This window comes from Roseovarius halophilus (ex Wu et al. 2025) (assembly GCF_047086965.1).
In genome coordinates this window covers 1-20,209 of record NZ_JBKOTX010000103.1, presented here as the reverse complement: position 1 = coordinate 20,209, position 20,209 = coordinate 1, and the positions used below count along the sequence as shown (strand labels likewise).

Here is a 20,209-nt window from a genome sequence, read left to right as displayed (position 1 = left end):
CAAGGCCCGCGCCCGAGGCTATCGCACGACACGGAACTTCATCAACATGGCCTACCTCGTAGCCGGCCGGCTTACGCAACTGCCCGCATCACCCTACGAAACAACATGTGGTCTGGTCGCGACCTGATCCAGAACCTGCAAACCCACACAATCCGCGAAGAAGCCTGAAAAGATCGACAACTTGAATCATAGACAAGATTTTTTGGCAGACACGGGGCTCTCTATGGTCAGGTCGGGATGCGGCAGATGGTTCGTTACAAAGCCTATTTCCCAAGTGGCATCAAAATTTTTGCTGGCACAAAATGTGATGGGTTTGAATGCCGACGGGTATGCAGGTGAAGATCCGGTAGAGAACTATACTGGACAACTAATATTTACTTTGGCAGAAGCTGCTTTTGAAACCTACTGCCGCCTACTTGGGCGTGATTGGTTCAACGTTTATAGAGAGATATTCACAATTGAAGATGGAGAGCGGTTTCGCTCTGCAGCGCAAAACAATGATCTAGCCCACAATTTCTATAGTCGCTTGATTGGAGCACAAGATAATGTCCAGTTAAAGTGTAAGATACAAGAATTTGAGCGCGGTAATGACGAGAAAAACTTCTATGCAGTTTGCGTGGGTTTTAGAAATGCCTTCGCCCATGGGCGCTTAGGATCTCTTTCCGGAACACTTCCGCTTGCGCATCGCGCTCGCGAGATCATACTTCAAGGGGTTGAGCGTGATTGTACAGACAGAACAGGTAGAGTTAAGTGATAAATTTTTCTTAGTTTTTTGAATTTTGATCTATTTGCGCCCCGCGCGAATAGCACCGAAGGTGCCGCGCGATCGCCAGACCGCCCGGACGGGCTGGCGATTTGGGGCCGCTGGCGCAGCGCTCGTGCGTCGTCCGGACTTTGCAGCCATAAACCGCGCCGTCCCGGCCTTGGGTCGCCATCCCGCGGTCTGGCCATCGCGCGGCATCTGCTGGCGGGGCATCAATAAGCGCACCCATCCGGTGCCCTCTTTGACCCAAATCAACGCCGCCCGCCCCGACACATTCCAGACATCCCATACGACCACTCAAGGGAGTCTCACATGGGCCGTCTTGCCGCCATTCTCTTCTTCGTCATCGGCACCTCGCTGGCCGGGACCTTCATCATCGCCGGGCTGGTCATGGGCCTTGATACCGCCCGGCCGATCATCATCGCCGCCGCGCTGGGCTTCACCGTGGCCGTGCCGGTCTCGATCATGGTCGCCAAGGCGATTCTGAACCGGGGATGACCCACCTCGCCGCGGCCCTTTTCGGCATCATCGCCTCGACCCTTGCGGGCACCTGCGTGGTGATCGCGCTGGTGGCGGGGGGGCGGGGCTCTGGCCTTTGCTGGCCGCTGCGTCGGCGGGCGGTGTTGTGGCGGTGCCGGTCTCGGCGCTGGTGGCGCGGGCGCTTGGGGGCTGAGGCTCACAACCCGGTGACGCCCCGTTGTTCCGTCTCCGGGCCCTGCATACGTGAGATGTGAGAAAGGAGGCCCTTCATGGATCGTCTGAAACTCATCCTCATGTTTTCCGCCCTTTTTCCAATGCTTTCGGGGGGCTTGGTCATCGCCGTGATGTCGCTGGGCTATTACACATGGCCCGCCATTCTGGGCGCTGCGGCCGTCGGGCTGCTCTCGGCCTGGCCCGCCTCGCACTACGTCTCGCGCCGGATCAAGCGCAGCGACCCGGCCTTTGACCACACCCGTGCCAAGGACAGCGACCTGATCCCGCATCCAGACGCGAAAGAGGTCTGATCACGCCAGAAAGGCGCGTAGCGTGGCCTCGAAATCGCGGGGGTTCTCGGCATGGAGCCAATGCCCCGCCCCGGGGAGCTTCGCGAAGCGTGCCTGCGGGAACAGCGCCTTGATCCTGTCCCGGTGCCCGGGCTGGACATAGTCCGAGGCGCCGCCCGACAGGAACAGGGTGGGGCCGTCGAAGGTCCCTGTCACCTCAGGCCAGCCGATGATCCTGTCCATCTCGCGGTCCAGCACGTCGAGGTTCAGCTTCCAGCCTTTCCCGGCCAGGTCGAGCGATTGCAGCAGGAAGGATTTGACAGCGTCCTCCACCTCCAGCAGCGGCGCGGCCTCGGACCGGCGGGTGAGGCCCGACAGGTCGACCGCGCGCATGGCCGCGATATTCTGCGACTGGCTGTGCGTATAGGCGACCGGTGCGATATCGGCCACCACGAGGCGGCGCACCAGATCGGGCCGTGTCAGCGCCAGCATCATCGCCGCCTTGCCCCCCATGGAGTGGCCAACGACATCCGCCGGCCCGTCCAGCAGGCCGGCCAGGTCGCCGGCCATGTCGGCGTAGGACTGGCTGTCAAACCAGGGGCTGTCGCCATGGTTGCGCATGTCGGGGGCCAGCACGTGAAAGGAATCCGAAAGGCGCTTGGCGATCACGCCCCAGTTGCGCCCCGAGCCGAAAAGCCCATGGGCGATCAGGAGTGTCGGCTGGCCCGGCTGGCCATGTTCGATCACGTTCAACATTTCAACATCCTAGCCCCGTGCGGGTTGAATGCAAAGCTGACCCGTGCCGACTAGCCATCGGACTCCAGCCAGAGCGTGACCGGCCCGTCATTGACCAGCGAGACCTTCATGTCCGCGCCGAACTGCCCCGTTTCGACCGGCACGCCAAGCGCGGCGAGGTCCTCGGCGAACTGCTGATACAGCCGTTCACCTGCGTCCGGGGCGGCGGCGCGGGAAAAGCCGGGGCGGTTGCCGCCGCCGGTATCGGCGGCCAGGGTGAACTGGCTGACAACAAGGGCGGACCCGCCGATATCGCGCACCGAGCGGTTCATGCGCCCGGCCTCGTCCTTGAAGATGCGCAGCTTGGAAATCTTTGCGGCCAGCTTGGCCGGTTGCTCCTCGGTGTCGCCCTGCATGGCACAGATCAGGATCAGCAGGCCCGGGCCGCATTGGCCGATGACCGCGCCGTCCACCCGTATCGCGGCTTCGGCGACGCGCTGGATCAAGGCCCTCACAGCTCGGCCCGCTTGGGTGGGTTGGCCCCGGCGCGCGCCACGGTCACGGCAGCGGCCCGCGCGCCCAGGTCCAGGGCGGCGCGCAGCGTCTCCTCGTCCAGGGCGGCAAGCGCCGGTTTGGTCAGGCTGCCGGCCGCGTCCAGCCCGGCCAGCAGGCCGGCGTTGAAGGTGTCGCCCGCGCCCACGGTATCGACGACCTGCGCTTTCGGCGCGGGCACTAAGACGCTGCCCGCCTCTGTATGGCCAGTGACGCCCCGCGCGCCTTCGGTGATGCAGACCAGCCGGGTCCGCGTCGACAAAAGGGCGCGGGCCTGCGTGGCAAGGTCCCCCGCGCCGCGCAGCCAGGTCAGGTCTTCGTCGGACAGCTTGACGATGTCGGCCGCCGCCAGCATCCGCTCGATCCGGGCGCGATAGGCGGTCTTGTCGGTGATGAAGCCGGGGCGGATGTTCGGGTCGATCATGGTCACGCGGGTCTCGGCCTGCGCCAGCATCAGGTCCTCGTAGACCTGCCCGCAGCCGTCGCCCACAAGCGAGATGCCGCCGAAGAACAGGGCGTTCGCCGTCACCTCGGGGATATCCTCGGCCCGCAGGCTGCGCAGCGCCGAATTTTCGTCATAGAAGGCATAGCTCGCCTGGCCGTCGATCAGCCGGACGAAGGCCAGGGTGCAGGGTGCGGCCAGCCGGGGCGAGGGCCTGGCGTCAACGCCGCTTTCGGCCAGCCTTTCGCGCAGGATATCGCCGAGGAAATCCGAGGACATGCCGCACAGAAACTGCGGCGCCGCGCCCAGCCGCCCCAGCGCCAGGGCGGTGTTGAAGACCGCGCCGCCGGCATGGGGTGCAAAGGCCTCCTCCCCCTGGGCAGACTGCCGCGGCAGCATGTCGATCAGCGCTTCACCGCAGCACAGGATCATTAGGGCACCTCCCGGGGCTTGTCAGCGCCGGAGCCGGCGCGGGTCATCGTAGACACGACCTCCCGGCGCGGGGTCAAGCGCAAAACCCGCCGGCACGTCGGCCGCGTGCAACAGGCGGTGCGGTGGAAGCGGACCGACGGGATGGCCGTGACCAGCCCGGGCCCTGACGGTTCCGACCGCGGGTCGGTCGAAAGCGCGGTCTCGGGCCGGGGCAAGCTCGAGACCGCCCGTTGCGGCACCACGGGGCGCGCCTGTCATCCGTGCCGGACTCAGCCCAGCACCTTGGCGACGGCCTTGGCGGTCTTGCCCGCGATCTCGTCCGCCTCGGCCGGGGTCAGGCAGAGCGGCGGGGCGAAGCCCAGGATATCCCCCTGCGGCATGGCCCGGGCGATCACTCCCTGTTCCAGCATCGCACCGGCGACGGCGGCACCGACCTTGTCGGCGGGATCGAAGAAGGTCTGGTTGTCGGGGTCCTTCATCAGTTCCACGGCGCAGAGCATCCCATCGCCCCGCACCTCGCCCAGGTTGGCATGGTCGCCCAGGGCATCGGCCATCACGCTGTTGAGATAGGCGCCGGTCTCGCCCGCGTTCTGCACGAGATCCAGTTCGTCGATCAGCTTGAGATTGGCCACGCCGGCGGCCGCCCCGATGGGATGCGCCGAATAGGTCCAGCCATGGCCGATGGGGCCGGTCTCATCGGTGCCCTGTTCCAGCACCTGCCAGACCCTGTCGCCCACGATGGACCCCGAGAGCGGCGCGTAGGCGCTGGTCAGCCCCTTGGCGATGGTGATGATGTCGGGTTCGATCCCGTAGTGGGTCGAGCCGAACATGCTGCCCAGACGCCCGAAGCCGGTCACGACCTCGTCGGCGATCAGCAGGATGTCGTGCTTTTTCAGAACCGGCTGGATCGCCGCCCAGTAGCCCGCGGGCGGCGGCACGATGCCGCCGGTGCCCAGCAGGGGCTCGGCGATGAATGCGCCGATGGTGTCCGCGCCCTCGCGCTCGATCAGTGCCTCCAGTTCGGCGGCGCACCAGGCCGAGAAGGCTTCTTCGCTCATGTCCGGGTTGGGGCGGCGCAGGTAATAGGGCGCCTCGGTATGGATGACCTGTGCCAAGGGCAGGTCGAACTTCTTGTGGAACAACTCGAGCCCCGTCAACGACCCGGTCATCAACCCCGAGCCGTGGTAGCCGCGCCAGCGGCTGATGATCTTCTTCTTCTCCGGGCGGCCCAGGATGTTGTTGTAGTACCACAGCAGCTTGATATTGGTCTCGTTCGCGTCCGACCCGCCCAGGCCGAAATAGACCTTGGACATGTTCGCGGGGGCGCGGTCGAGGATCATCTTGGCCAGCGTGATCGAGGCCTCGGTGCCATGGCCGACATAGGCGTGGTAATAGGCCAACTCGCGGGCCTGATCGGCGATCGCCTCGGCGATTTCGGGGCGTCCATAGCCCACGTTCACGCAGTAGAGCCCGGCAAAGGCATCCAGCAGGCGGTTGCCCTCGCGATCCTCGATATGACAGCCCTGCCCGCCGGTGATGACGCGCTGCGGCGCCTCGCCCCGGGCAAAACCGGCCAGGTGGGTGGAGGGATGGAAGAAGTTCTCGCGATCCCACTGTTCAAGCATGTCGTTCTTAAGCATTCTCGTCCTTTCGCTTGACGGGGGCGAAGGAAATTCAGGAATTTCCTTGCCCGCCTTTGCTGTCGTCATGCCCAGTCGCGGCAGACGTATTTCAGTTCCATGAATTCCTCCATCCCGCGCCGCGCCCCTTCGCGGCCCAGCCCGGATTGCTTGGTCCCGCCGAAGGGGATCGGCGCGCCGGTGACCTTGGTGCGGTTGACCGCGACCATGCCGAACTGGAGCGCCCGGCTGACGCGGTAGATGCGGCGCGGGTCGTCGCTGTGCAGATAGGCGACAAGCCCATATTCCGTGTCGTTGGCGCGGGCAACGACCTCTTCTTCGGTGTCGAAGGGGGCGATGGCAGCCACGGGGCCGAACGTCTCTTCGGACATGATCGCCGCGGTATCCGGCACCTCTGTCAGCACCGTGGGCGCGTAGAAGAGCGGGCCGAGGTCCAACCGTTCCCCACCGCAGGCCAGGGTTGCGCCCTTTTCCAGCGCATCGGCGACCTGTTCTTCCTGTTTCTGCACCGCCTTTTCGTTCATCAACGGGCCGATGTCGGGGTCTTCCATGCCGCGCCCGACGCTGAGCGCCCGGGTCGCGGCCGTGAATTTCTCGCAGAAGGCCGCGTAGACGGGCCGCTCCACATAGATGCGGTTCGCGCCCAGGCAGTCCTGGCCCGATGTGGCGAATTTCGCCTTGATCGCCTCGGCCACGGCCTCGTCCAGGTCGCAGCCCTTGAAGACGATGACGGGCGCATGGCCGCCCAGTTCCAGCACCAGTTTCTTCACCGTCTCGGCAGACTGCCGGTAGAGCAGCCGCCCCACCGGCGTGGAGCCGGTGAAGGACAGCGCGCGTACGCGGGAATCCTGCGTCCAGGGCTCCACGATGGCTGGCGCATCGCCCGTGACCACGTTGAAGGCCCCGGCCGGCAATCCCGCCCGTTCGGCCAGTTCCGCCAGCGCGAGGGCCGAAAAGGGTGTCTCGACGCTTGGGTGCGCCACCACCGTGCATCCCGCCGCCAGCGCCGCCGCGGCCTTGCGCGTCAGCATGGCCGAGGGGAAGTTCCACGGCGTGATCAGAGCGGCCACGCCGACGGGTTCCAGCCAGAGTTCCACCTCGGCATCGGGCAGGTGGCTTGTCACACCCTCGACATTGGGGCGCTTGGTTTCCTCGGCGTAGTATTCGATGAACGAGGCGGCATAGTCGATCTCGCCACGCGCCTCGGACAGCGGTTTGCCCTGCTCGGCGACCATGATCCGCGCCAGATCCTCCTTGTGGGCGATCATCAGGTCGAACCAGCGGCGCAGGATCACGGCGCGGTCCTGCGGCAGGGTCATGGACCATCCGGCAAAGGCGGCCTGGGCGGCATCGACGGCCGCACGCGCCTCATGCCCCGAAAGGGCGGCGACATGGCCCACGGCCTGGCCGCTGGCCGGGTCGGTGACGGGCCGGGTCGCACGGTCCTCCGCGGCGACCCATTTTCCACCCAGGTAGGAAAAGGACCGCAACAGCCGGGCATCGCTCAACTGCGGCGAGGCAACGCGAAAATCGTCGGGCATGACACACTCCTTGGCAGACTTGTCGGATTGTTGCCACGCTACCGTGTTCGGGCCAGAGGTTCCGTCCGAGTTTGGCGCCCCGATCCGACGATCCCTCGGGGCAAGCGCCGTCATGCCGAGGTTTTCCCGGATCAGTCTGGGATGCGCGCGGGCCGGTCGATCACGGGCTTGGTAACGATGTAGCCGAAATACCGGTCGATCCCGAGATCGCCGTCGAGCAGGGCATCCATCAGGCGCTGGTAGGCGTCCACGTCCGCGACCACCAGGCGCAGGATATAGTCCACCCCGCCGCCCAGCGCCCAGCAGGTGCAGACCTCGGGCCGGTCCTCCAGCGCCGCCTCGAACCGGCGGAAATCCTCGGCCCGGTGGTTTGATAGCGTCACCTGCACCAGAACCTCGGTCATCGGCGCGATGCGGCGCAGGTCCACCTGGGCGCGATAGCCGGTGATCAGGCCCGCGCGCTCGAGCTTTTTCATGCGGTCGTGCGCCGGGGTGGGCGACAGGTTCACCGCCTCGGCCAGCGCGACCTTGGTCATGCGGCCTTGGCGCTGCAACTGGCGCAGGATCGCCCGATCATGGCTGTCGAGTTTGGGGGTTGAAGACACGCTGCAGTTTCCCGTGACAAGATAGACCGATACCCTGCCCGCCGCGCCGGCTTTGTCAACCTGTCCCAACCGCGTCACCGGGCGGCGCACGGTCGCCTGGCACCCCGACCGCTTGATCGAGGGGGCATGCGCGAACGACCGCCGGGAGGCAGGTCATGGCTCAGCCCGGTGCCATCGCGCGCGCGCCGTAGCGCGAGACGAAATTGCGCAGGATGCGTTCGGGCGCGGTCACATCCGCCGCGCGGCACATGGCAATCAGGTCGTCGGCGGTCTCGGGCGGGAAATAGCCCCGGTCCTTGTAGATGCGGATGCGGGTCTCGAAGACATCGGCATCCGCCTCGGGATGAAACTGGGTGGCATAGACGTTTTCACCGTGGCGGATCATCTGGAACGGGCAGGGGCCGCTTTCCAGAAGGTGCACTGCGCCTGTCGGCAGGTGCTGCACGGCCTCCTTGTGGCCGACGAAGGCGTCGAATTCCCCCGGCAGGCCTGTCAGCAGGGGGTCGTCGCCCACCACGCGGCAGGTCACGGCGCCCACGGGTTCGCCGTAGCGCCCCTTCGAGACCTCGGCGCCCAGGTGATGCGCCAGGATGCCGATGCCGTAGCAGCAGCCCATGAAGGGGATGTCGCGCACCGTGATCTCGGGCATGAGCGACAGGCAGGCGGCCTCGATATGCGCCTCGACGGGCGACTTCTCTTCCGGCGCGTCGCTGACGCAGCCCGGCCCGCCGCCGACGATCACCCCGGCATAATCGGACAGGTCGAGATCTTCGGGCAGGTCCTTGCAGTCCAGCCGGATGCGGTGCGCGCGATCCGGGGTCAGCCCGCCCTTGCGCAAGAGCGCGGCGAACTCGTTATCACTCGCCTCGGTCTCGGGGCGCAGTTGCAGGATCAGAAAGGGCTTGGTCATGGATCACAGTGGCCAGAAGGTCAGGATGGCCGGGATAGACACCGCCACGATCAGGATTTCAAGAGGCAGCCCCATGCGCCAGTAATCCCCGAACTTGTAGCCGCCGGGGCCGAGGATCAGCGTGTTGTTCTTGTGCCCGATAGGCGTGAGGAAGGCACTGGAGGCCGCCACGGCCACCGCCATCAGGAACGGGTCGGGCGAGACCTCCAGCGTGCGCGCCATCTCGATTCCCACCGGGGCGGCGACGATGGTCGTCGCGGTGTTGTTGAGCACGTCGGACATCGTCATGGTCACGACCATGAGCAGCGCCAGGATCCCCCAGGCCGGCAGGTCCGCGGCCAGCCCCGTCAGGGCATTGGCGATCAGATCGGTACCGCCCGATTGGTCGAGAGCCCCGCCCAGCGGGATCATCGACCCCAGCAGTACCACCACCGGCCATTCCACATGATCGTAAAGCTCGGACAGCGGCACGATCCGGGTCAGGGCATAGATCGTCACCATGATCCCCAATGCGACCGGCAGGTAGATCAGCCCGAACGAGGCGGCGGCGACGGCCGCGGCGAAGGTGCCGATGGCCAGCCACATCTTGCTGTCGGCGGTCACCGACAGGCCACGGTCGGCCAGCGGCAGGCAGCCCAGCCAGTCGGCCACGTCCATGGCCCGGGCCGAGGGCGCCAGCAGCAGCAGGATGTCGCCCGGCTGGACCCTGGTCTTGCGCATCTGCGTCTTGATCGCCCGGCCCTTGCGCGACATGCCCAGCAAAACCGTCTGGTGCCGCCAGAGAAGCCCGACGGCCTGCGCGGTCTTGCCGGCGATGCGCGCGCCCTCGGGCACCACGACCTCGATCAGCGACAGCCCGTCGCCCTCGGCCTCGAGCTTTTCGGCATTGTCCTTGGTGGTGAACTTCAGCGACAGCGTGCTGCGGAACTCGTCCAGGGCCCCCGGCGCGGCCTCCAGCACCAGGATGTCGTCGCCGCGCAGCACCGCGTTGGCGGCGGCGCCGTAGCGGCGCTTGCCGTCGCGGATCAGGCCCAGGATGGCCACGTCGTTCTTCTCGGCCGTCTCGTAAAGCCCGGCCAGGCGCTGGCCGACCAGCTTGCTGTCGGTGGGGACGATCAATTCGGCCAGGTAATCGGCATAGCTGTCGGCCATGGCCCCCGCGGTGGCCGTATCCTGCGCCGGGATCAAGCGCCAGCCGATCAGCGCCACGAAGGCCAGCCCCGCAAGTGCGACCACCGCGCCCACTGGGGCGAAGTCGAACATGGCGAATGGCGCGCCGAGGCTGTCCTCGCGGATCGCGGCGATGATGATGTTGGGCGGGGTGCCGATCAGCGTGGCCATCCCGCCCAGGATAGTGGCAAAGCTCAGCGGCATCAGCGACAATCCCGGGCTGCGCCCCGCCCGGCGCGCGGTCTGGATGTCCACCGGCATCAGAAGCGCCAGCGCGGCCACGTTGTTCATGAAGGCCGAAAGCACGCTGCCCACACCGCCCATGATGGCGATATGCGCGCCCGGACGGCGGCTGCGGTCGATCATGGTCCGGGTAATCAGGTAGACCGCGCCGGACCTGACCAGCCCGGCCGAGACGATCAGCACCAGCGCCACGATGATCGTGGCCGGGTGTCCGAAGCCGGAAAAGGCCGCGTCAACATCCACCAGCCCGGCCGCCACCGCGACCATCAGTGCGCCGAAGGCCACGATGTCATGGCGGATGCGCCCCCAGAGCAGCAGCGCGAAGATCAGCCCGAAAAGGGCGAACAGAAGGGCCTGGTCCGGTGTCATGTCCGGACCCTATTGCGCCCGTGCGGCGGCGGCAATCGCCTGCCGCCCCTGGCTCAAACGAAGGGCGCGACGGTTTCCTCGGGCTCGGGGGCGGCGAGGGCAACGGCCTCTTGCAGGTCGATGGTCTTGTTGAACAGCGCCCGGCCGATCACCGTGCCCGCCACCTGGGGCACGTATTTCAGGGTGCTGATGTCATCGAGCGTGCGCACCGTGCCGCGGGCGATCACTGGCGTGCGCGACGCCTCGGCCACCCGGGTGATGAGCGAGACCGAGGCCTCGACCTCGTCTTCCATGTCGGCATCGATGTCGGTGACCACGATGGCCGCCAGCGCATCGGTCTCGAACCAGCCCAGCACGTCCAGCGGATCGAAGACGGTGCTGTCGCGCCAGCCTCGGGACATGACCTTGCCCTGGTAGACGTCCAGCGCCAGCACGATCTGGTCGGGATAGGCCAGGGCGGCCTCCTTCACCAGGTCGGGATTGACCAGCGCGGTCTGGCCGATGACGACGCGGCCCGCCCCGGCCTCGATCCAGCGCGTGATGCGGTCCATGGTGCCCATGCCGCCGCCCAGTTGCACCGATCCCGGCGCGGTGCGGATGATCTGCTCGATCAGGGTGCTGTTGTCGGTCTCGGACCGGGCCACGGCATCGAAATCGGTGATATGGACCCAGCCGGCCTTTTCGGCGAAGCCCCGCGCGGTCTCGACCGGATCGACATGCCAGATCGCCGGGTTCTCCAGGTCGCCCCGGCTCAGCGAGACGCAGCGTCCGTCCTGTAATTCCACTGTCGGATAGATCTGCATGGGGTCCTCCCTCCCGTTGGCGTGGTCTTGAGGGCACGAGACTAACCGCGCCCGGCCCGCGACGATAGGTGTAAAGCGGCAGCCACCCGCGCCAGGGGCTGCCGGCCTGCGCGACTCGGCCTGTGCCATTGCCCAGCGCCGCAGCCTTGGGTATGACAGCCGCCAGATGCCAAAGACCTCAGGGGAGTACCATGGCCGGCCATTCGAAATGGGCAAACATCCAGCACCGCAAGGGCCGCCAGGACGCCGCGCGGTCCAAGCTCTTCTCCAAGCTTGCCAAGGAGATCACCGTCGCCGCCAAGATGGGCGACCCCGACCCCGAGAAGAACCCGCGCCTGCGTCTGGCCGTCAAGGAAGCCAAGTCGCAATCCGTGCCCAAGGACGTGATCGACCGCGCGATCAAGAAGTCGCTGGGCGGCGATGCCGAGGATTATGAGGAAATACGTTACGAGGGCTATGCCGCGGGCGGGGTGGCCGTGATCGTCGAAGCGATGACCGACAACCGCAACCGCACCGCCTCGAACGTCCGCTCGACCTTCTCCAAGCAGGGCGGCAACCTTGGCGAGACCGGCTCGGTCGGCTTCATGTTCGATCGCAAGGGCCAGATCATGTACCCCCCCGAGGCCGGTGATGCCGATACCGTCATGATGGCCGCGATCGAGGCCGGCGCCGAGGACTGCGAAAGCTCGGAGGACGGACACGTCATCCTCTGCGTGGATACCGACCTCAACGATGTGTCCAGCGCGCTGGAGGCACAGCTGGGCGAGTCGAGCTCGACCAAACTGATCTGGCGGCCCCAGACCACCACGCCGGTGGACCTCGAAGGGCTGCAGAAGGTGATGAAACTGGTCGAGGCGCTCGAGGACGACGACGACGTCCAGACCGTGACCACCAATTTCGAGGCCCCCGACGCGGTGCTGGAGGCCTACGCCGCCGAATAGGGCCGGGCCCTTTCCAAAAGGAGAGCGCCGCCCGCCTGAGCGGCGCGCGGCGCTCGCAGGTTTTCGGCACCTGTCGCAGCGACCGGCCAGAGCGATCGCCCTTGCGCCTTTTGCCCCGTCGCGCCAAACCGGCCCTCATGTTAAGCGCGTTCACCACCGGCTTCGGCCTCGGATTTTCCCTGATTCTCGCCATCGGGGCGCAGAATGCCTTTGTCCTGCGCCAGGGGCTGCGGCGCGAACACGTCCTGCCGGTCGTGCTGACCTGCGCCGTCTCGGACGCGATCCTGATCACCGTCGGCGTCTTCGGCTTTGCCGCGCTGGCCACCTGGCTGCCCGGGCTCGCGCCTGTCATGCGCTGGCTGGGGGCGGGGTTCCTGTTGGTCTACGGCGCGCTGAGCTTCCGCCGCGCCTGGATCGGCGGCGCGGCGCTGGACCCGGCCCATGGCGCGGCCACCAGCCTGCGCGCGGCGCTGCTCTTCTGCCTGGCCATCACCTGGGGCAATCCGCATGTCTATCTCGATACCGTGGTCCTGATCGGCTCGGTCGCCGCGCGCCATGCGGATCAGGCGGGGGCCTTCTGGGCGGGGGCCGTGGCGGCCTCTTTTACCTTCTTTTTCTCGCTGGGCTATGGCGCCCGGCTACTGGCCCCGCTGATGCGCCGCCCCGGCGCCTGGCAGGGGCTCGAGGTCCTGATTGGCTGCGTGATGTGGGCTATAGCGGCCGGCCTTTTGCGCGCAGACTAGCCTTCTTTGGGTTTCAAATACCGTGGGGGTGAATGCCCAAGGCAGAGGGGGCAAAGCCCCCTTGCGACCCCTGCAAAACTCGGATCATCTGACACGATGCCACAGCAGCACCGCCCCCTCGCGGGCATCCTCTGGATGATCCTCACTGGCCTGAATTTCGTCGCCGTGACCGCGCTGGTCAAACACGTGGGCGATGCCATTCCGGCGGCGCAGTCCGCCTTTCTGCGCTACCTGCTCGGGCTGGTTTTCCTGCTGCCGATGCTCCGGCCCATGCTGCGGGCGCGGCTGACGCCCCGGCAGCTCAAGCTGTTTACCCTGCGCGGCGCGGCGCACACGGTGGCCGTCATCCTCTGGTTCTATGCCATGACCCGCATTCCCATCGCCGAGGTCACGGCGATGAACTATCTCAACCCGGTCTATGTCACGGTCGGCGCAGCGCTTTTCATGGGCGAGGACCTGCCACCGCGCCGTCTGGCGGCCGTCGTCATGGCCCTGATCGGTGCGCTCATCATCCTGCGCCCCGGCCTGCGCGAGCTGAACGCGGGCCACCTGGCCATGCTCTTCACCGCCATGGCCTTCGCGGCGGGCTACATGATCACCAAGCGGCTGTCGGGCGAGGTGTCGGCGGCGGTCATCGTCGGGATGCTCTCGATCACGGTCACCATCGGGCTGGCGCCTTTCGCCTATACCGTTTGGGTGCCTGTCACCGGCACCCAGTTGCTCTGGCTTTTCGGCGTCGCCTGCTTTGCCACCGCCGGGCACTACACCATGACGCTGGCCTTCGCGGCCGCGCCCCTGACCGTGACGCAGCCCGTGACCTTCCTGCAACTGATCTGGGCGGTGACCCTGGGCGCGGTGGTCTTCGGCGAGGGGGTGGATGCCTGGGTGATCGTCGGGGGTGTGGTCATTGTCGCCTCGGTCAGCTTCATTTCCTGGCGCGAGGCACGGGCGCGCCGCCTCATCACGCCGCCGCCCAATGCGCCCAAGGTCTGATCGGGACTCGCAGTCGGGCCGGGCAGGGCCTATATTTGACGTATGAGTTTGCCCCCCGGTTTCATCGACGAACTGCGCAGCCGCCTGAGCATCGCCCAGGTCGTCGGCCGCAAGGTGATGTGGGACAATCGCAAGTCCAACCAGGCCAAGGGCGACATGTGGGCACCATGCCCCTTCCACCAGGAAAAGACCGCAAGCTTTCACGTGGATGACCAAAAGGGGTATTACTACTGCTTCGGATGCCACGCCAAGGGCGATGCCATTTCTTTTGTCCGCGAGACCGAGAATGTCGCCTTCATGGAGGCGGTGGAAATCCTGGCGGGCGAGGCCGGGATGACCCTGCCCGAACGCGACCCCCGCGCGCAGGAAAAGGCCGACCGGCGCACCCAGCTTGCCGAGGTCATGGAAATGGCCGTGCAATTCTTCCGCCTGCAGCTCAAGACGCAGGCGGGCGCCGAGGCCCGCGATTACCTGGCCGGCCGCGGCCTGTCCGAGGAGGCCCTGGCGCGCTGGGAAATCGGCCTGGCGCCACCGGGCTGGTCGAACCTCTGGGAACATCTGACCGGCAAGGGGGTCGACAAGGAATTGATCGTCGCCGCCGGGCTGGCCCGCGAAAGCGATCGGGGCCGCGATCCCTACGACACCTTCCGCAACCGCATCATCTTTCCGATCCGCGATGCGCGCGGGCGCTGCATCGCCTTTGGCGGCCGCGCGCTCGACCCGTCCGACAACGCCAAATACCTCAACTCGCCCGAGACCGAGCTGTTCGACAAGTCCCGCAGCCTGTTCAACCTCAAGCGCGCCCGCGAGGCTGCCGGCAAGGGCCAGAGGCTGATCGTGGCCGAGGGCTACATGGACGTGATCGCGCTGTCCGAGGCGGGCTTCGAGGCCGCGGTCGCACCCCTTGGCACCGCTGTCACCGAGGCGCAGCTGGCCATGATCTGGCGCGTCGCCCCCGAGCCGGTGATCACGCTGGACGGCGACACGGCCGGGCAGCGGGCGGCGGGCCGGGTCATGGACCTGGCCCTGCCGCTGCTGCAGGCGGGCCAGTCGCTGCGGTTCGCCATGATGCCCGAGGGGATGGACCCGGACGATCTGCTGCGCGCCCAGGGCCCGGGCGGCATGCGCAAGCAGCTCGACGCGGCCCTGCCCATGGTGCAACTGCTCTGGCAGCGCGAGGTTGAGGGCAAGTCCATCGACAGCCCCGAACGCCGGGCGGCGCTGGACAAGGCCCTGCGCGACAAGATCAATCTGATCCGCGATCCGTCGATCCGCGGCCACTACGGCGAGGCCATAAAGGAGCTGCGCTGGCAGTTGTTCGGCCCGGCCCGGCGCCAGGGGACAGGTAAGGGGACGGGGCAGGGCACAGGGCCGTCCGGGCACCGCCGCGCTTGGCGCCCTGGTGGCCGTTGGTCCTTGCCGGAATGGAAGATCGCCCCGCCCATGGCGGCCAGCAAGGCCTCGCTGCTGGCCACAGGTGGCCCGGTCGAGGACCAGCTCCGCGAGGGGGTCATCCTGGCCACGCTGATCCGCAACCCCGCCCTGCTGCCAGATTTCCTGCACGAGTTGGAGCGGATGGACTGCGCCACGCCCGACCATGCGCGGCTGCGCGATTCCCTGCTGCGCGCCCAGGGCCCCGGCGTCGAGGCGGAGGTGGCCGGAATGATCGGCCCCGAGCCTCTTGAAAAGCTCTTCGCGCAGGCCCACGTCGCCATCACGCCAGCCGTTCGCAGACCAGACAACGGCGAGGTCGCGACCATGTGCCTGGCCGAGGAACTGGCCAAGCTCAACGCCCGACGCGGCCACCCGCACGAGGTCGAGGAGGCGATCGAGGATCTGACTTCGGACGTGGCCGACGAACGGCTGACGATGCGGCTTGCGCAGTCCAGCGCGGCGATGAACCGCGCCGGCAAACAGGATGACGACGATCGGGCCGAATATGACACAGGCCCGAACGGGGCCCGCATGAAACGGGATGAACGCAGCGCCTTTGACGATTTGTTAAGCAAGATCGACTTTGCCAAGGGCGATCGGTCGCGCTAGCTAACGACTGCGCTGGTCGTCGCGCGCGGCATCAGGGGACAGGGGCAACAGCGCCTCGAAATCACGGCGCGAGGCATTGCGAATCGCGCGGCGGCAGGATTGATTCGGACGAATCGTATCGACCGAATCACTGCGAGACAGCCAGAGGGGACTTTCATGGCAGCCAAGGACACCGAGGATCGCAGCGAGAACGGCGCGGAGGGCGACATTGCCATCGACATGAGCCAGACGGCCGTCAAGAAGATGATCGCCGAGGCCAAGGACCGCGGCTATATCACCTACGATCAGCTCAATGCGGTGCTGCCGCCCGACCAGGTCAGTTCCGACCAGATCGAGGATGTCATGTCGATGCTGAACGAAATGGGCATCCAGGTCACCGAGGAAGAGGAAAGCGAGGAAGTCCCCGACGGCGAGGACGAGAAAGCCACCTCGACCGAGGTGGCCACCGTGGGCGGGCGCGACGTGGCCATGGGCGGCTCGGGGTCGGAAAAGCTCGACCGGACAGACGACCCGGTGCGCATGTACCTGCGCGAGATGGGCAGTGTCGAACTGCTGTCCCGCGAGGGCGAGATCGCCATCGCCAAGCGCATCGAGGCCGGCCGCAACACCATGATCGCGGGGCTGTGCGAAAGCCCGCTGACCTTCCAGGCCATCACCATCTGGCGTGACGAGCTTCTGGAAGAGGAAATTCTGCTGCGCGACGTCATCGACCTGGAAACCACCTTCGGCAATCAGCTTGACGAGGAGGCCGCCGACACTGCCCCGGTCGTCGAACCCGAGGCCGCCCACAAGCCCGAGCAGGCGGACAAGGCCGAGGACCAGGGCCCCGAGCTGGACGCCGACGGGAACCCCATCGCCAAGGATGATGACGAGGACGAGGACGAAGACGCCGCCAACATGTCGCTGGCCGCGATGGAGGCAACGCTCAAGCCGCGCGTGCTCGAAACCCTCGACACCATCGCCGCCGATTTCGCTAAGCTCTCCGAGATGCAGGACGCCCGCATGTCGGCGACACTCAACGAGGACGGCTCCTTCAGTGCGGCGGACGAGAAGAAATACCAGGCCCTGCGCGCCGAGATCGTGGAGATGGTCAACTCGCTGCACCTGCACAACAACCGCATCGAGGCGCTGATCGACCAGCTTTACGGCATCAACCGCCGCATCATGTCCATCGACAGCTCCATGGTGAAGCTGGCCGATCAGGCCCGCATTAACCGCCGCGAGTTCATCGAGGCCTACCGTGGCCGCGAGCTCGACCCCGGCTGGCTCGAGGACATGGCCAACCGCTCGGGCCGGGGCTGGAAATCCCTGGTCGAGCGCCACACCGACAAGATCGAGGACCTGCGCGCCGAGATGGCCCAGGTCGGCCAGTACGTCGGCGTCGACATCTCCGAGTTCCGCCGCATCGTCGCCCAGGTCCAGAAGGGCGAGAAGGAGGCCCGCGCGGCCAAGAAGGAAATGGTCGAGGCCAACCTGCGCCTGGTGATCTCGATCGCCAAGAAATACACCAACCGCGGGCTGCAGTTCCTCGACCTGATCCAGGAAGGGAACATCGGTCTGATGAAGGCCGTCGACAAGTTCGAGTACCGCCGCGGCTACAAGTTCTCGACCTATGCCACCTGGTGGATCCGCCAGGCGATAACCCGCAGTATCGCCGATCAGGCCCGCACCATCCGCATCCCGGTCCACATGATAGAGACCATCAACAAGCTGGTGCGCACGGGCCGCCAGATGCTTCACGAGATCGGCCGCGAACCCACGCCCGAGGAACTGGCCGGCAAGCTGCAGATGCCGCTGGAAAAGGTCCGCAAGGTGATGAAGATCGCCAAGGAGCCGATCTCGCTGGAAACCCCCATCGGCGATGAGGAGGACAGCCAGCTGGGTGATTTCATCGAGGACAAGCAGGCGGTGTTGCCGCTGGACTCGGCGATCCAGGACAACCTCAAGGATACCACCACGCGGGTGCTGTCCTCGCTCACCCCGCGCGAGGAACGCGTGCTGCGCATGCGCTTTGGTATCGGCATGAACACCGACCACACGCTCGAAGAGGTGGGCCAGCAGTTCAGCGTGACCCGCGAGCGCATCCGCCAGATCGAGGCCAAGGCCCTGCGCAAGCTCAAGCACCCCTCGCGCAGCCGCAAGCTGCGGTCGTTCCTGGATCAGTAACGCCGGGCCGGTCGGCGTGGACAGGGTGCCCCCGGCCTGCTTCACTCGGGAACTGAAAGGAGCCTCAGCATGTCACTTCTAAGGAAACTGTTCGGTGGCGGCGACGGCGGGGGCGCGGCCCCCGAGGCGGCCGAGCCGCTGGCGTATAACGGCTATCGCATCTTCCCCGAGCCGATGAAGGCCGAGGGCGGCTATCGCATCGCCGGCCGCATCGAGCGCGAGGTGGGGGGCGAGACCCGGACCCACAGCCTGATCCGCGCCGATGTGGTCGCCGACCGCGACCAGGCCGTCGAGGCCACGGTGCAGAAGTGCCGGCAGGTGATCGACCAGCAGGGCGACGACATCTTCTAGCCCCCATGCAGACCCGGTTCACCCTCGCCACCGATGGCCCCGGCCTTTACGAATTCACCGGGCAGGTGGCCGATTGGGTGCGGGGCACGGGGGTGCTGACACTGTTCGTGCAGCATACGTCCTCTTCTTTGCTGATCCAGGAAAACGCGGACCCGGCGGTGCAGCGTGATCTGGTCGCCTATTTCGACCGGCTGGTGCCGCCCGCGGATGACCCCGCCATGGGCTACCTCACCCATACCCAGGAAGGCCCCGACGACATGCCCGCCCATATCAAGGCGGCCATGCTGCCGGTCAGCCTGCAGGTGCTGGTCAGCGGCGGGCGCCTGGCGCTGGGCACCTGGCAGGGGCTGTATCTTTTCGAGCATCGGCGCCGTCCGCACCGGCGGCAGGTGGCGGCGATGATGGTGCCGGCGCAGTCCTGAGCTTGACTTTTTCCGATGTTGCTCAGGGCGGATCTGTCTCCAGTTTCCTTCCAGCTTTCGCCGGCGGCCCCGAGGATCGGGCTGCCCGGTCCCTTACGGGGCCCACGCGGAGACCGAACCGGCCCGGGCGGATGTGCTATGCGGTGAGTCCCCCGTGCCACGCTGCGCCAACCCGCATCTTGGGGCGCCAATTGGCCTCTACCCAAAACCTGGCGGCTCCCCTATAGTGCCTGTGGACAACCGGGGCGTCAGACCCCAGCGGCAGGGACCCCGCCAGTGACGAGAAGGACAGGACCATGCGCTGCCCGTTTTGCGGAAACGTCGATACACAGGTGAAGGATTCACGCCCCGCGGAGGATCATGTCGCGATCCGGCGGCGGCGCTTCTGCCCGGCCTGCGGTGGCCGCTTCACCACATATGAGCGCGTCCAGCTGCGCGACCTTGTGGTGGTCAAGTCCAACGGCCGGCGCGAGGATTTCGACCGCGACAAGCTGGAACGCTCGGTGCGCATCTCGATGCAGAAACGCCCCGTGGAATCCGAGCGGGTCGACCAGATGATTTCGGGCATCGTCCGGCGGCTGGAAAGCATGGGCGAGACCGACATCCCCTCCAAGCAGATCGGCGAGATCGTGATGGAGGCGCTGGCCCGGATCGACACCGTCGCCTATGTCCGTTTTGCCAGCGTTTACAAGAACTTCCAGGCCGCGGATGACTTCGACAAATTCGTCAGTGAGTTGCGGCCCCAGGCCAAGGCGGCCGAGGACGAGGTCGCCGACGCCAAGCCAAAAGGCCCGGCGTCGGAGTGACCCGCAACAGCGACGCGCGGGTCATGTCGCAGGCCCTGATGCTCGGGCGGCGCGGGTTGGGGCGTGTCTGGCCCAACCCCGCGGTGGGCTGTGTCATCACCAAAGAAGGCCGCGTGCTGGGCCGCGGGCGGACCGCCGATGGCGGGCGCCCCCATGCCGAGACGCAGGCGCTGGCCATGGCGGGCGCGTCGGCGCGCGGCGCCACCGCCCATGTCACGCTGGAACCCTGTTCGCATCATGGCAAGACCCCGCCCTGCACCGAAGCGTTGATCGCGGCCGGGGTGGCCCGTGTCGTCGTGGCCGCGGGGGACCCTGACGCGCGTGTCGCGGGCACCGGGATTGCCGCGCTGCGCGCCGCGGGGATCACGGTCGAGACCGGTGTGTTGCGCGCCCGGGCGGAGGCCGACCTTGCCGGATACCTGCTCAACCGTCGCGCAGGCCGGCCCCGGGTGACCCTCAAGCTGGCGGGCTCTTTCGACGGGCGCATCGCCACGGCCACGGGCGAAAGCCGCTGGATCACCGGGCCGCTGGCCCGCCGCGCCGTCCATGCCATGCG

At 66.7% G+C, this 20,209-nt stretch carries 21 protein-coding genes; 12 read left to right on the top strand and 9 right to left on the bottom strand.

What is annotated here, in order from left to right; genetic code table 11:
• Positions 1 to 181 precede the first annotated feature (181 nt).
• The 3 genes from ACH107_RS19040 (at position 182) to ACH107_RS19030 (ending at position 1,767) form a co-directional block, all read left to right on the top strand.
• On the top strand, positions 182 to 754 hold the full coding sequence (locus ACH107_RS19040; protein WP_412507159.1) for a hypothetical protein: 573 nt from the start codon (positions 182 to 184) through the stop codon (positions 752 to 754).
• 321 nt (positions 755 to 1,075) lie between these two features.
• Entirely contained in the window at positions 1,076 to 1,261 is a 186-nt protein-coding gene (locus tag ACH107_RS19035) for a CTP synthetase (RefSeq protein ID WP_412507158.1), read from the top strand.
• 251 nt (positions 1,262 to 1,512) lie between these two features.
• A complete protein-coding gene (locus ACH107_RS19030) occupies positions 1,513 to 1,767 on the top strand; it encodes a hypothetical protein (protein WP_412507157.1) in 255 nt (84 codons plus the stop codon).
• On the opposite strand, the gene ACH107_RS19025 is transcribed toward ACH107_RS19030, so the two are convergent.
• From ACH107_RS19025 to ACH107_RS18985, 9 genes are all read right to left on the bottom strand, one after another.
• Complete coding sequence (locus tag ACH107_RS19025; RefSeq protein WP_412507156.1) at positions 1,768 to 2,502, bottom strand: alpha/beta fold hydrolase; 735 nt, start codon at positions 2,500 to 2,502, stop codon at positions 1,768 to 1,770.
• Positions 2,503 to 2,552: 50 nt separating this feature from the next.
• Positions 2,553 to 2,996 (bottom strand): D-aminoacyl-tRNA deacylase, encoded by a 444-nt coding sequence (gene dtd, locus ACH107_RS19020; RefSeq protein ID WP_310689851.1) that lies wholly within the window; start codon positions 2,994 to 2,996, stop codon positions 2,553 to 2,555.
• Positions 2,993 to 3,907, bottom strand: coding sequence for a carbohydrate kinase family protein (locus ACH107_RS19015; RefSeq protein WP_412507155.1), 915 nt, complete (start codon positions 3,905 to 3,907; stop codon positions 2,993 to 2,995). The genes dtd and ACH107_RS19015 overlap by 4 nt, the downstream gene beginning before the upstream one ends.
• Before the next feature lie 269 nt (positions 3,908 to 4,176).
• Positions 4,177 to 5,547 (bottom strand): aspartate aminotransferase family protein, encoded by a 1,371-nt coding sequence (locus ACH107_RS19010; RefSeq protein ID WP_310689853.1) that lies wholly within the window; start codon positions 5,545 to 5,547, stop codon positions 4,177 to 4,179.
• Between the two features lie 65 nt (positions 5,548 to 5,612).
• Complete coding sequence (locus ACH107_RS19005) at positions 5,613 to 7,088, bottom strand: NAD-dependent succinate-semialdehyde dehydrogenase (RefSeq protein ID WP_412507154.1); 1,476 nt, start codon at positions 7,086 to 7,088, stop codon at positions 5,613 to 5,615.
• 131 nt (positions 7,089 to 7,219) lie between these two features.
• Positions 7,220 to 7,693 (bottom strand): Lrp/AsnC family transcriptional regulator, encoded by a 474-nt coding sequence (locus tag ACH107_RS19000; protein ID WP_310689855.1) that lies wholly within the window; start codon positions 7,691 to 7,693, stop codon positions 7,220 to 7,222.
• A gap of 160 nt (positions 7,694 to 7,853) precedes the next feature.
• Positions 7,854 to 8,603, bottom strand: a complete 750-nt coding sequence (locus tag ACH107_RS18995) for a glutamine amidotransferase (RefSeq protein WP_412507153.1) — start codon at positions 8,601 to 8,603, stop codon at positions 7,854 to 7,856.
• 3 nt (positions 8,604 to 8,606) lie between these two features.
• Positions 8,607 to 10,385: an SLC13 family permease gene (locus ACH107_RS18990; protein ID WP_412507152.1), complete on the bottom strand. Its 1,779-nt coding sequence runs from the start codon at positions 10,383 to 10,385 to the stop codon at positions 8,607 to 8,609.
• 53 nt (positions 10,386 to 10,438) lie between these two features.
• The gene (locus ACH107_RS18985) at positions 10,439 to 11,188 is read right to left on the bottom strand and encodes a 1-(5-phosphoribosyl)-5-[(5-phosphoribosylamino)methylideneamino] imidazole-4-carboxamide isomerase (protein WP_310689858.1); all 750 of its coding nucleotides are present in this window, start codon (positions 11,186 to 11,188) and stop codon (positions 10,439 to 10,441) included.
• Between the two features lie 191 nt (positions 11,189 to 11,379).
• Between ACH107_RS18985 and ACH107_RS18980 the strand changes: the two genes are divergently transcribed.
• From ACH107_RS18980 to ribD, 9 genes are all read left to right on the top strand, one after another.
• Complete coding sequence (locus ACH107_RS18980) at positions 11,380 to 12,129, top strand: YebC/PmpR family DNA-binding transcriptional regulator (RefSeq protein ID WP_310689859.1); 750 nt, start codon at positions 11,380 to 11,382, stop codon at positions 12,127 to 12,129.
• Positions 12,130 to 12,266: 137 nt separating this feature from the next.
• The gene (locus ACH107_RS18975) at positions 12,267 to 12,872 is read left to right on the top strand and encodes a LysE/ArgO family amino acid transporter (protein ID WP_412507151.1); all 606 of its coding nucleotides are present in this window, start codon (positions 12,267 to 12,269) and stop codon (positions 12,870 to 12,872) included.
• Positions 12,873 to 12,968: 96 nt separating this feature from the next.
• Positions 12,969 to 13,865, top strand: a complete 897-nt coding sequence (locus ACH107_RS18970) for a DMT family transporter (protein WP_310689861.1) — start codon at positions 12,969 to 12,971, stop codon at positions 13,863 to 13,865.
• Between the two features lie 42 nt (positions 13,866 to 13,907).
• Positions 13,908 to 15,908 (top strand): DNA primase, encoded by a 2,001-nt coding sequence (dnaG, locus tag ACH107_RS18965; RefSeq protein ID WP_310689862.1) that lies wholly within the window; start codon positions 13,908 to 13,910, stop codon positions 15,906 to 15,908.
• Between the two features lie 156 nt (positions 15,909 to 16,064).
• The gene (gene rpoD / locus ACH107_RS18960; RefSeq protein ID WP_310689863.1) at positions 16,065 to 18,074 is read left to right on the top strand and encodes an RNA polymerase sigma factor RpoD; all 2,010 of its coding nucleotides are present in this window, start codon (positions 16,065 to 16,067) and stop codon (positions 18,072 to 18,074) included.
• A gap of 69 nt (positions 18,075 to 18,143) precedes the next feature.
• Complete coding sequence (locus tag ACH107_RS18955) at positions 18,144 to 18,425, top strand: HlyU family transcriptional regulator (RefSeq protein ID WP_310689864.1); 282 nt, start codon at positions 18,144 to 18,146, stop codon at positions 18,423 to 18,425.
• 5 nt (positions 18,426 to 18,430) lie between these two features.
• Positions 18,431 to 18,847 carry a secondary thiamine-phosphate synthase enzyme YjbQ gene (locus tag ACH107_RS18950; protein ID WP_310689865.1) on the top strand — a complete coding sequence of 139 codons (417 nt, stop codon included), beginning with the start codon at positions 18,431 to 18,433 and terminating at the stop codon, positions 18,845 to 18,847.
• A 296-nt stretch (positions 18,848 to 19,143) separates the two neighbouring features.
• Complete coding sequence (gene nrdR / locus ACH107_RS18945; protein WP_412507150.1) at positions 19,144 to 19,653, top strand: transcriptional regulator NrdR; 510 nt, start codon at positions 19,144 to 19,146, stop codon at positions 19,651 to 19,653.
• 23 nt (positions 19,654 to 19,676) lie between these two features.
• On the top strand, positions 19,677 to 20,209 hold a 533-nt coding region (gene ribD / locus ACH107_RS18940; RefSeq protein WP_412507160.1), incomplete at its 3' end, for a bifunctional diaminohydroxyphosphoribosylaminopyrimidine deaminase/5-amino-6-(5-phosphoribosylamino)uracil reductase RibD.

Excerpts from the sequence above, each read along its gene's own strand:
- ACH107_RS19035 (WP_412507158.1), top strand. The coding sequence starts at position 1,076 with ATGGGCCGTCTTGCCGCCATTCTCTTCTTCGTCATCGGCACCTCGCTG.
- ACH107_RS19030 (WP_412507157.1), top strand. The coding sequence starts at position 1,513 with ATGGATCGTCTGAAACTCATCCTCATGTTTTCCGCCCTTTTTCCAATG.
- ACH107_RS19025 (WP_412507156.1), bottom strand. The coding sequence starts at position 2,502 with ATGTTGAACGTGATCGAACATGGCCAGCCGGGCCAGCCGACACTCCTG.
- ACH107_RS19015 (WP_412507155.1), bottom strand. The coding sequence starts at position 3,907 with ATGATCCTGTGCTGCGGTGAAGCGCTGATCGACATGCTGCCGCGGCAG.
- ACH107_RS19010 (WP_310689853.1), bottom strand. The coding sequence starts at position 5,547 with ATGCTTAAGAACGACATGCTTGAACAGTGGGATCGCGAGAACTTCTTC.
- ACH107_RS19005 (WP_412507154.1), bottom strand. The coding sequence starts at position 7,088 with ATGCCCGACGATTTTCGCGTTGCCTCGCCGCAGTTGAGCGATGCCCGG.
- ACH107_RS18995 (WP_412507153.1), bottom strand. The coding sequence starts at position 8,603 with ATGACCAAGCCCTTTCTGATCCTGCAACTGCGCCCCGAGACCGAGGCG.
- ACH107_RS18990 (WP_412507152.1), bottom strand. The coding sequence starts at position 10,385 with ATGACACCGGACCAGGCCCTTCTGTTCGCCCTTTTCGGGCTGATCTTC.
- ACH107_RS18985 (WP_310689858.1), bottom strand. The coding sequence starts at position 11,188 with ATGCAGATCTATCCGACAGTGGAATTACAGGACGGACGCTGCGTCTCG.
- ACH107_RS18980 (WP_310689859.1), top strand. The coding sequence starts at position 11,380 with ATGGCCGGCCATTCGAAATGGGCAAACATCCAGCACCGCAAGGGCCGC.
- ACH107_RS18975 (WP_412507151.1), top strand. The coding sequence starts at position 12,267 with ATGTTAAGCGCGTTCACCACCGGCTTCGGCCTCGGATTTTCCCTGATT.
- ACH107_RS18970 (WP_310689861.1), top strand. The coding sequence starts at position 12,969 with ATGCCACAGCAGCACCGCCCCCTCGCGGGCATCCTCTGGATGATCCTC.
- dnaG (WP_310689862.1), top strand. The coding sequence starts at position 13,908 with ATGAGTTTGCCCCCCGGTTTCATCGACGAACTGCGCAGCCGCCTGAGC.
- rpoD (WP_310689863.1), top strand. The coding sequence starts at position 16,065 with ATGGCAGCCAAGGACACCGAGGATCGCAGCGAGAACGGCGCGGAGGGC.
- ACH107_RS18955 (WP_310689864.1), top strand. The coding sequence starts at position 18,144 with ATGTCACTTCTAAGGAAACTGTTCGGTGGCGGCGACGGCGGGGGCGCG.
- ACH107_RS18950 (WP_310689865.1), top strand. The coding sequence starts at position 18,431 with ATGCAGACCCGGTTCACCCTCGCCACCGATGGCCCCGGCCTTTACGAA.
- nrdR (WP_412507150.1), top strand. The coding sequence starts at position 19,144 with ATGCGCTGCCCGTTTTGCGGAAACGTCGATACACAGGTGAAGGATTCA.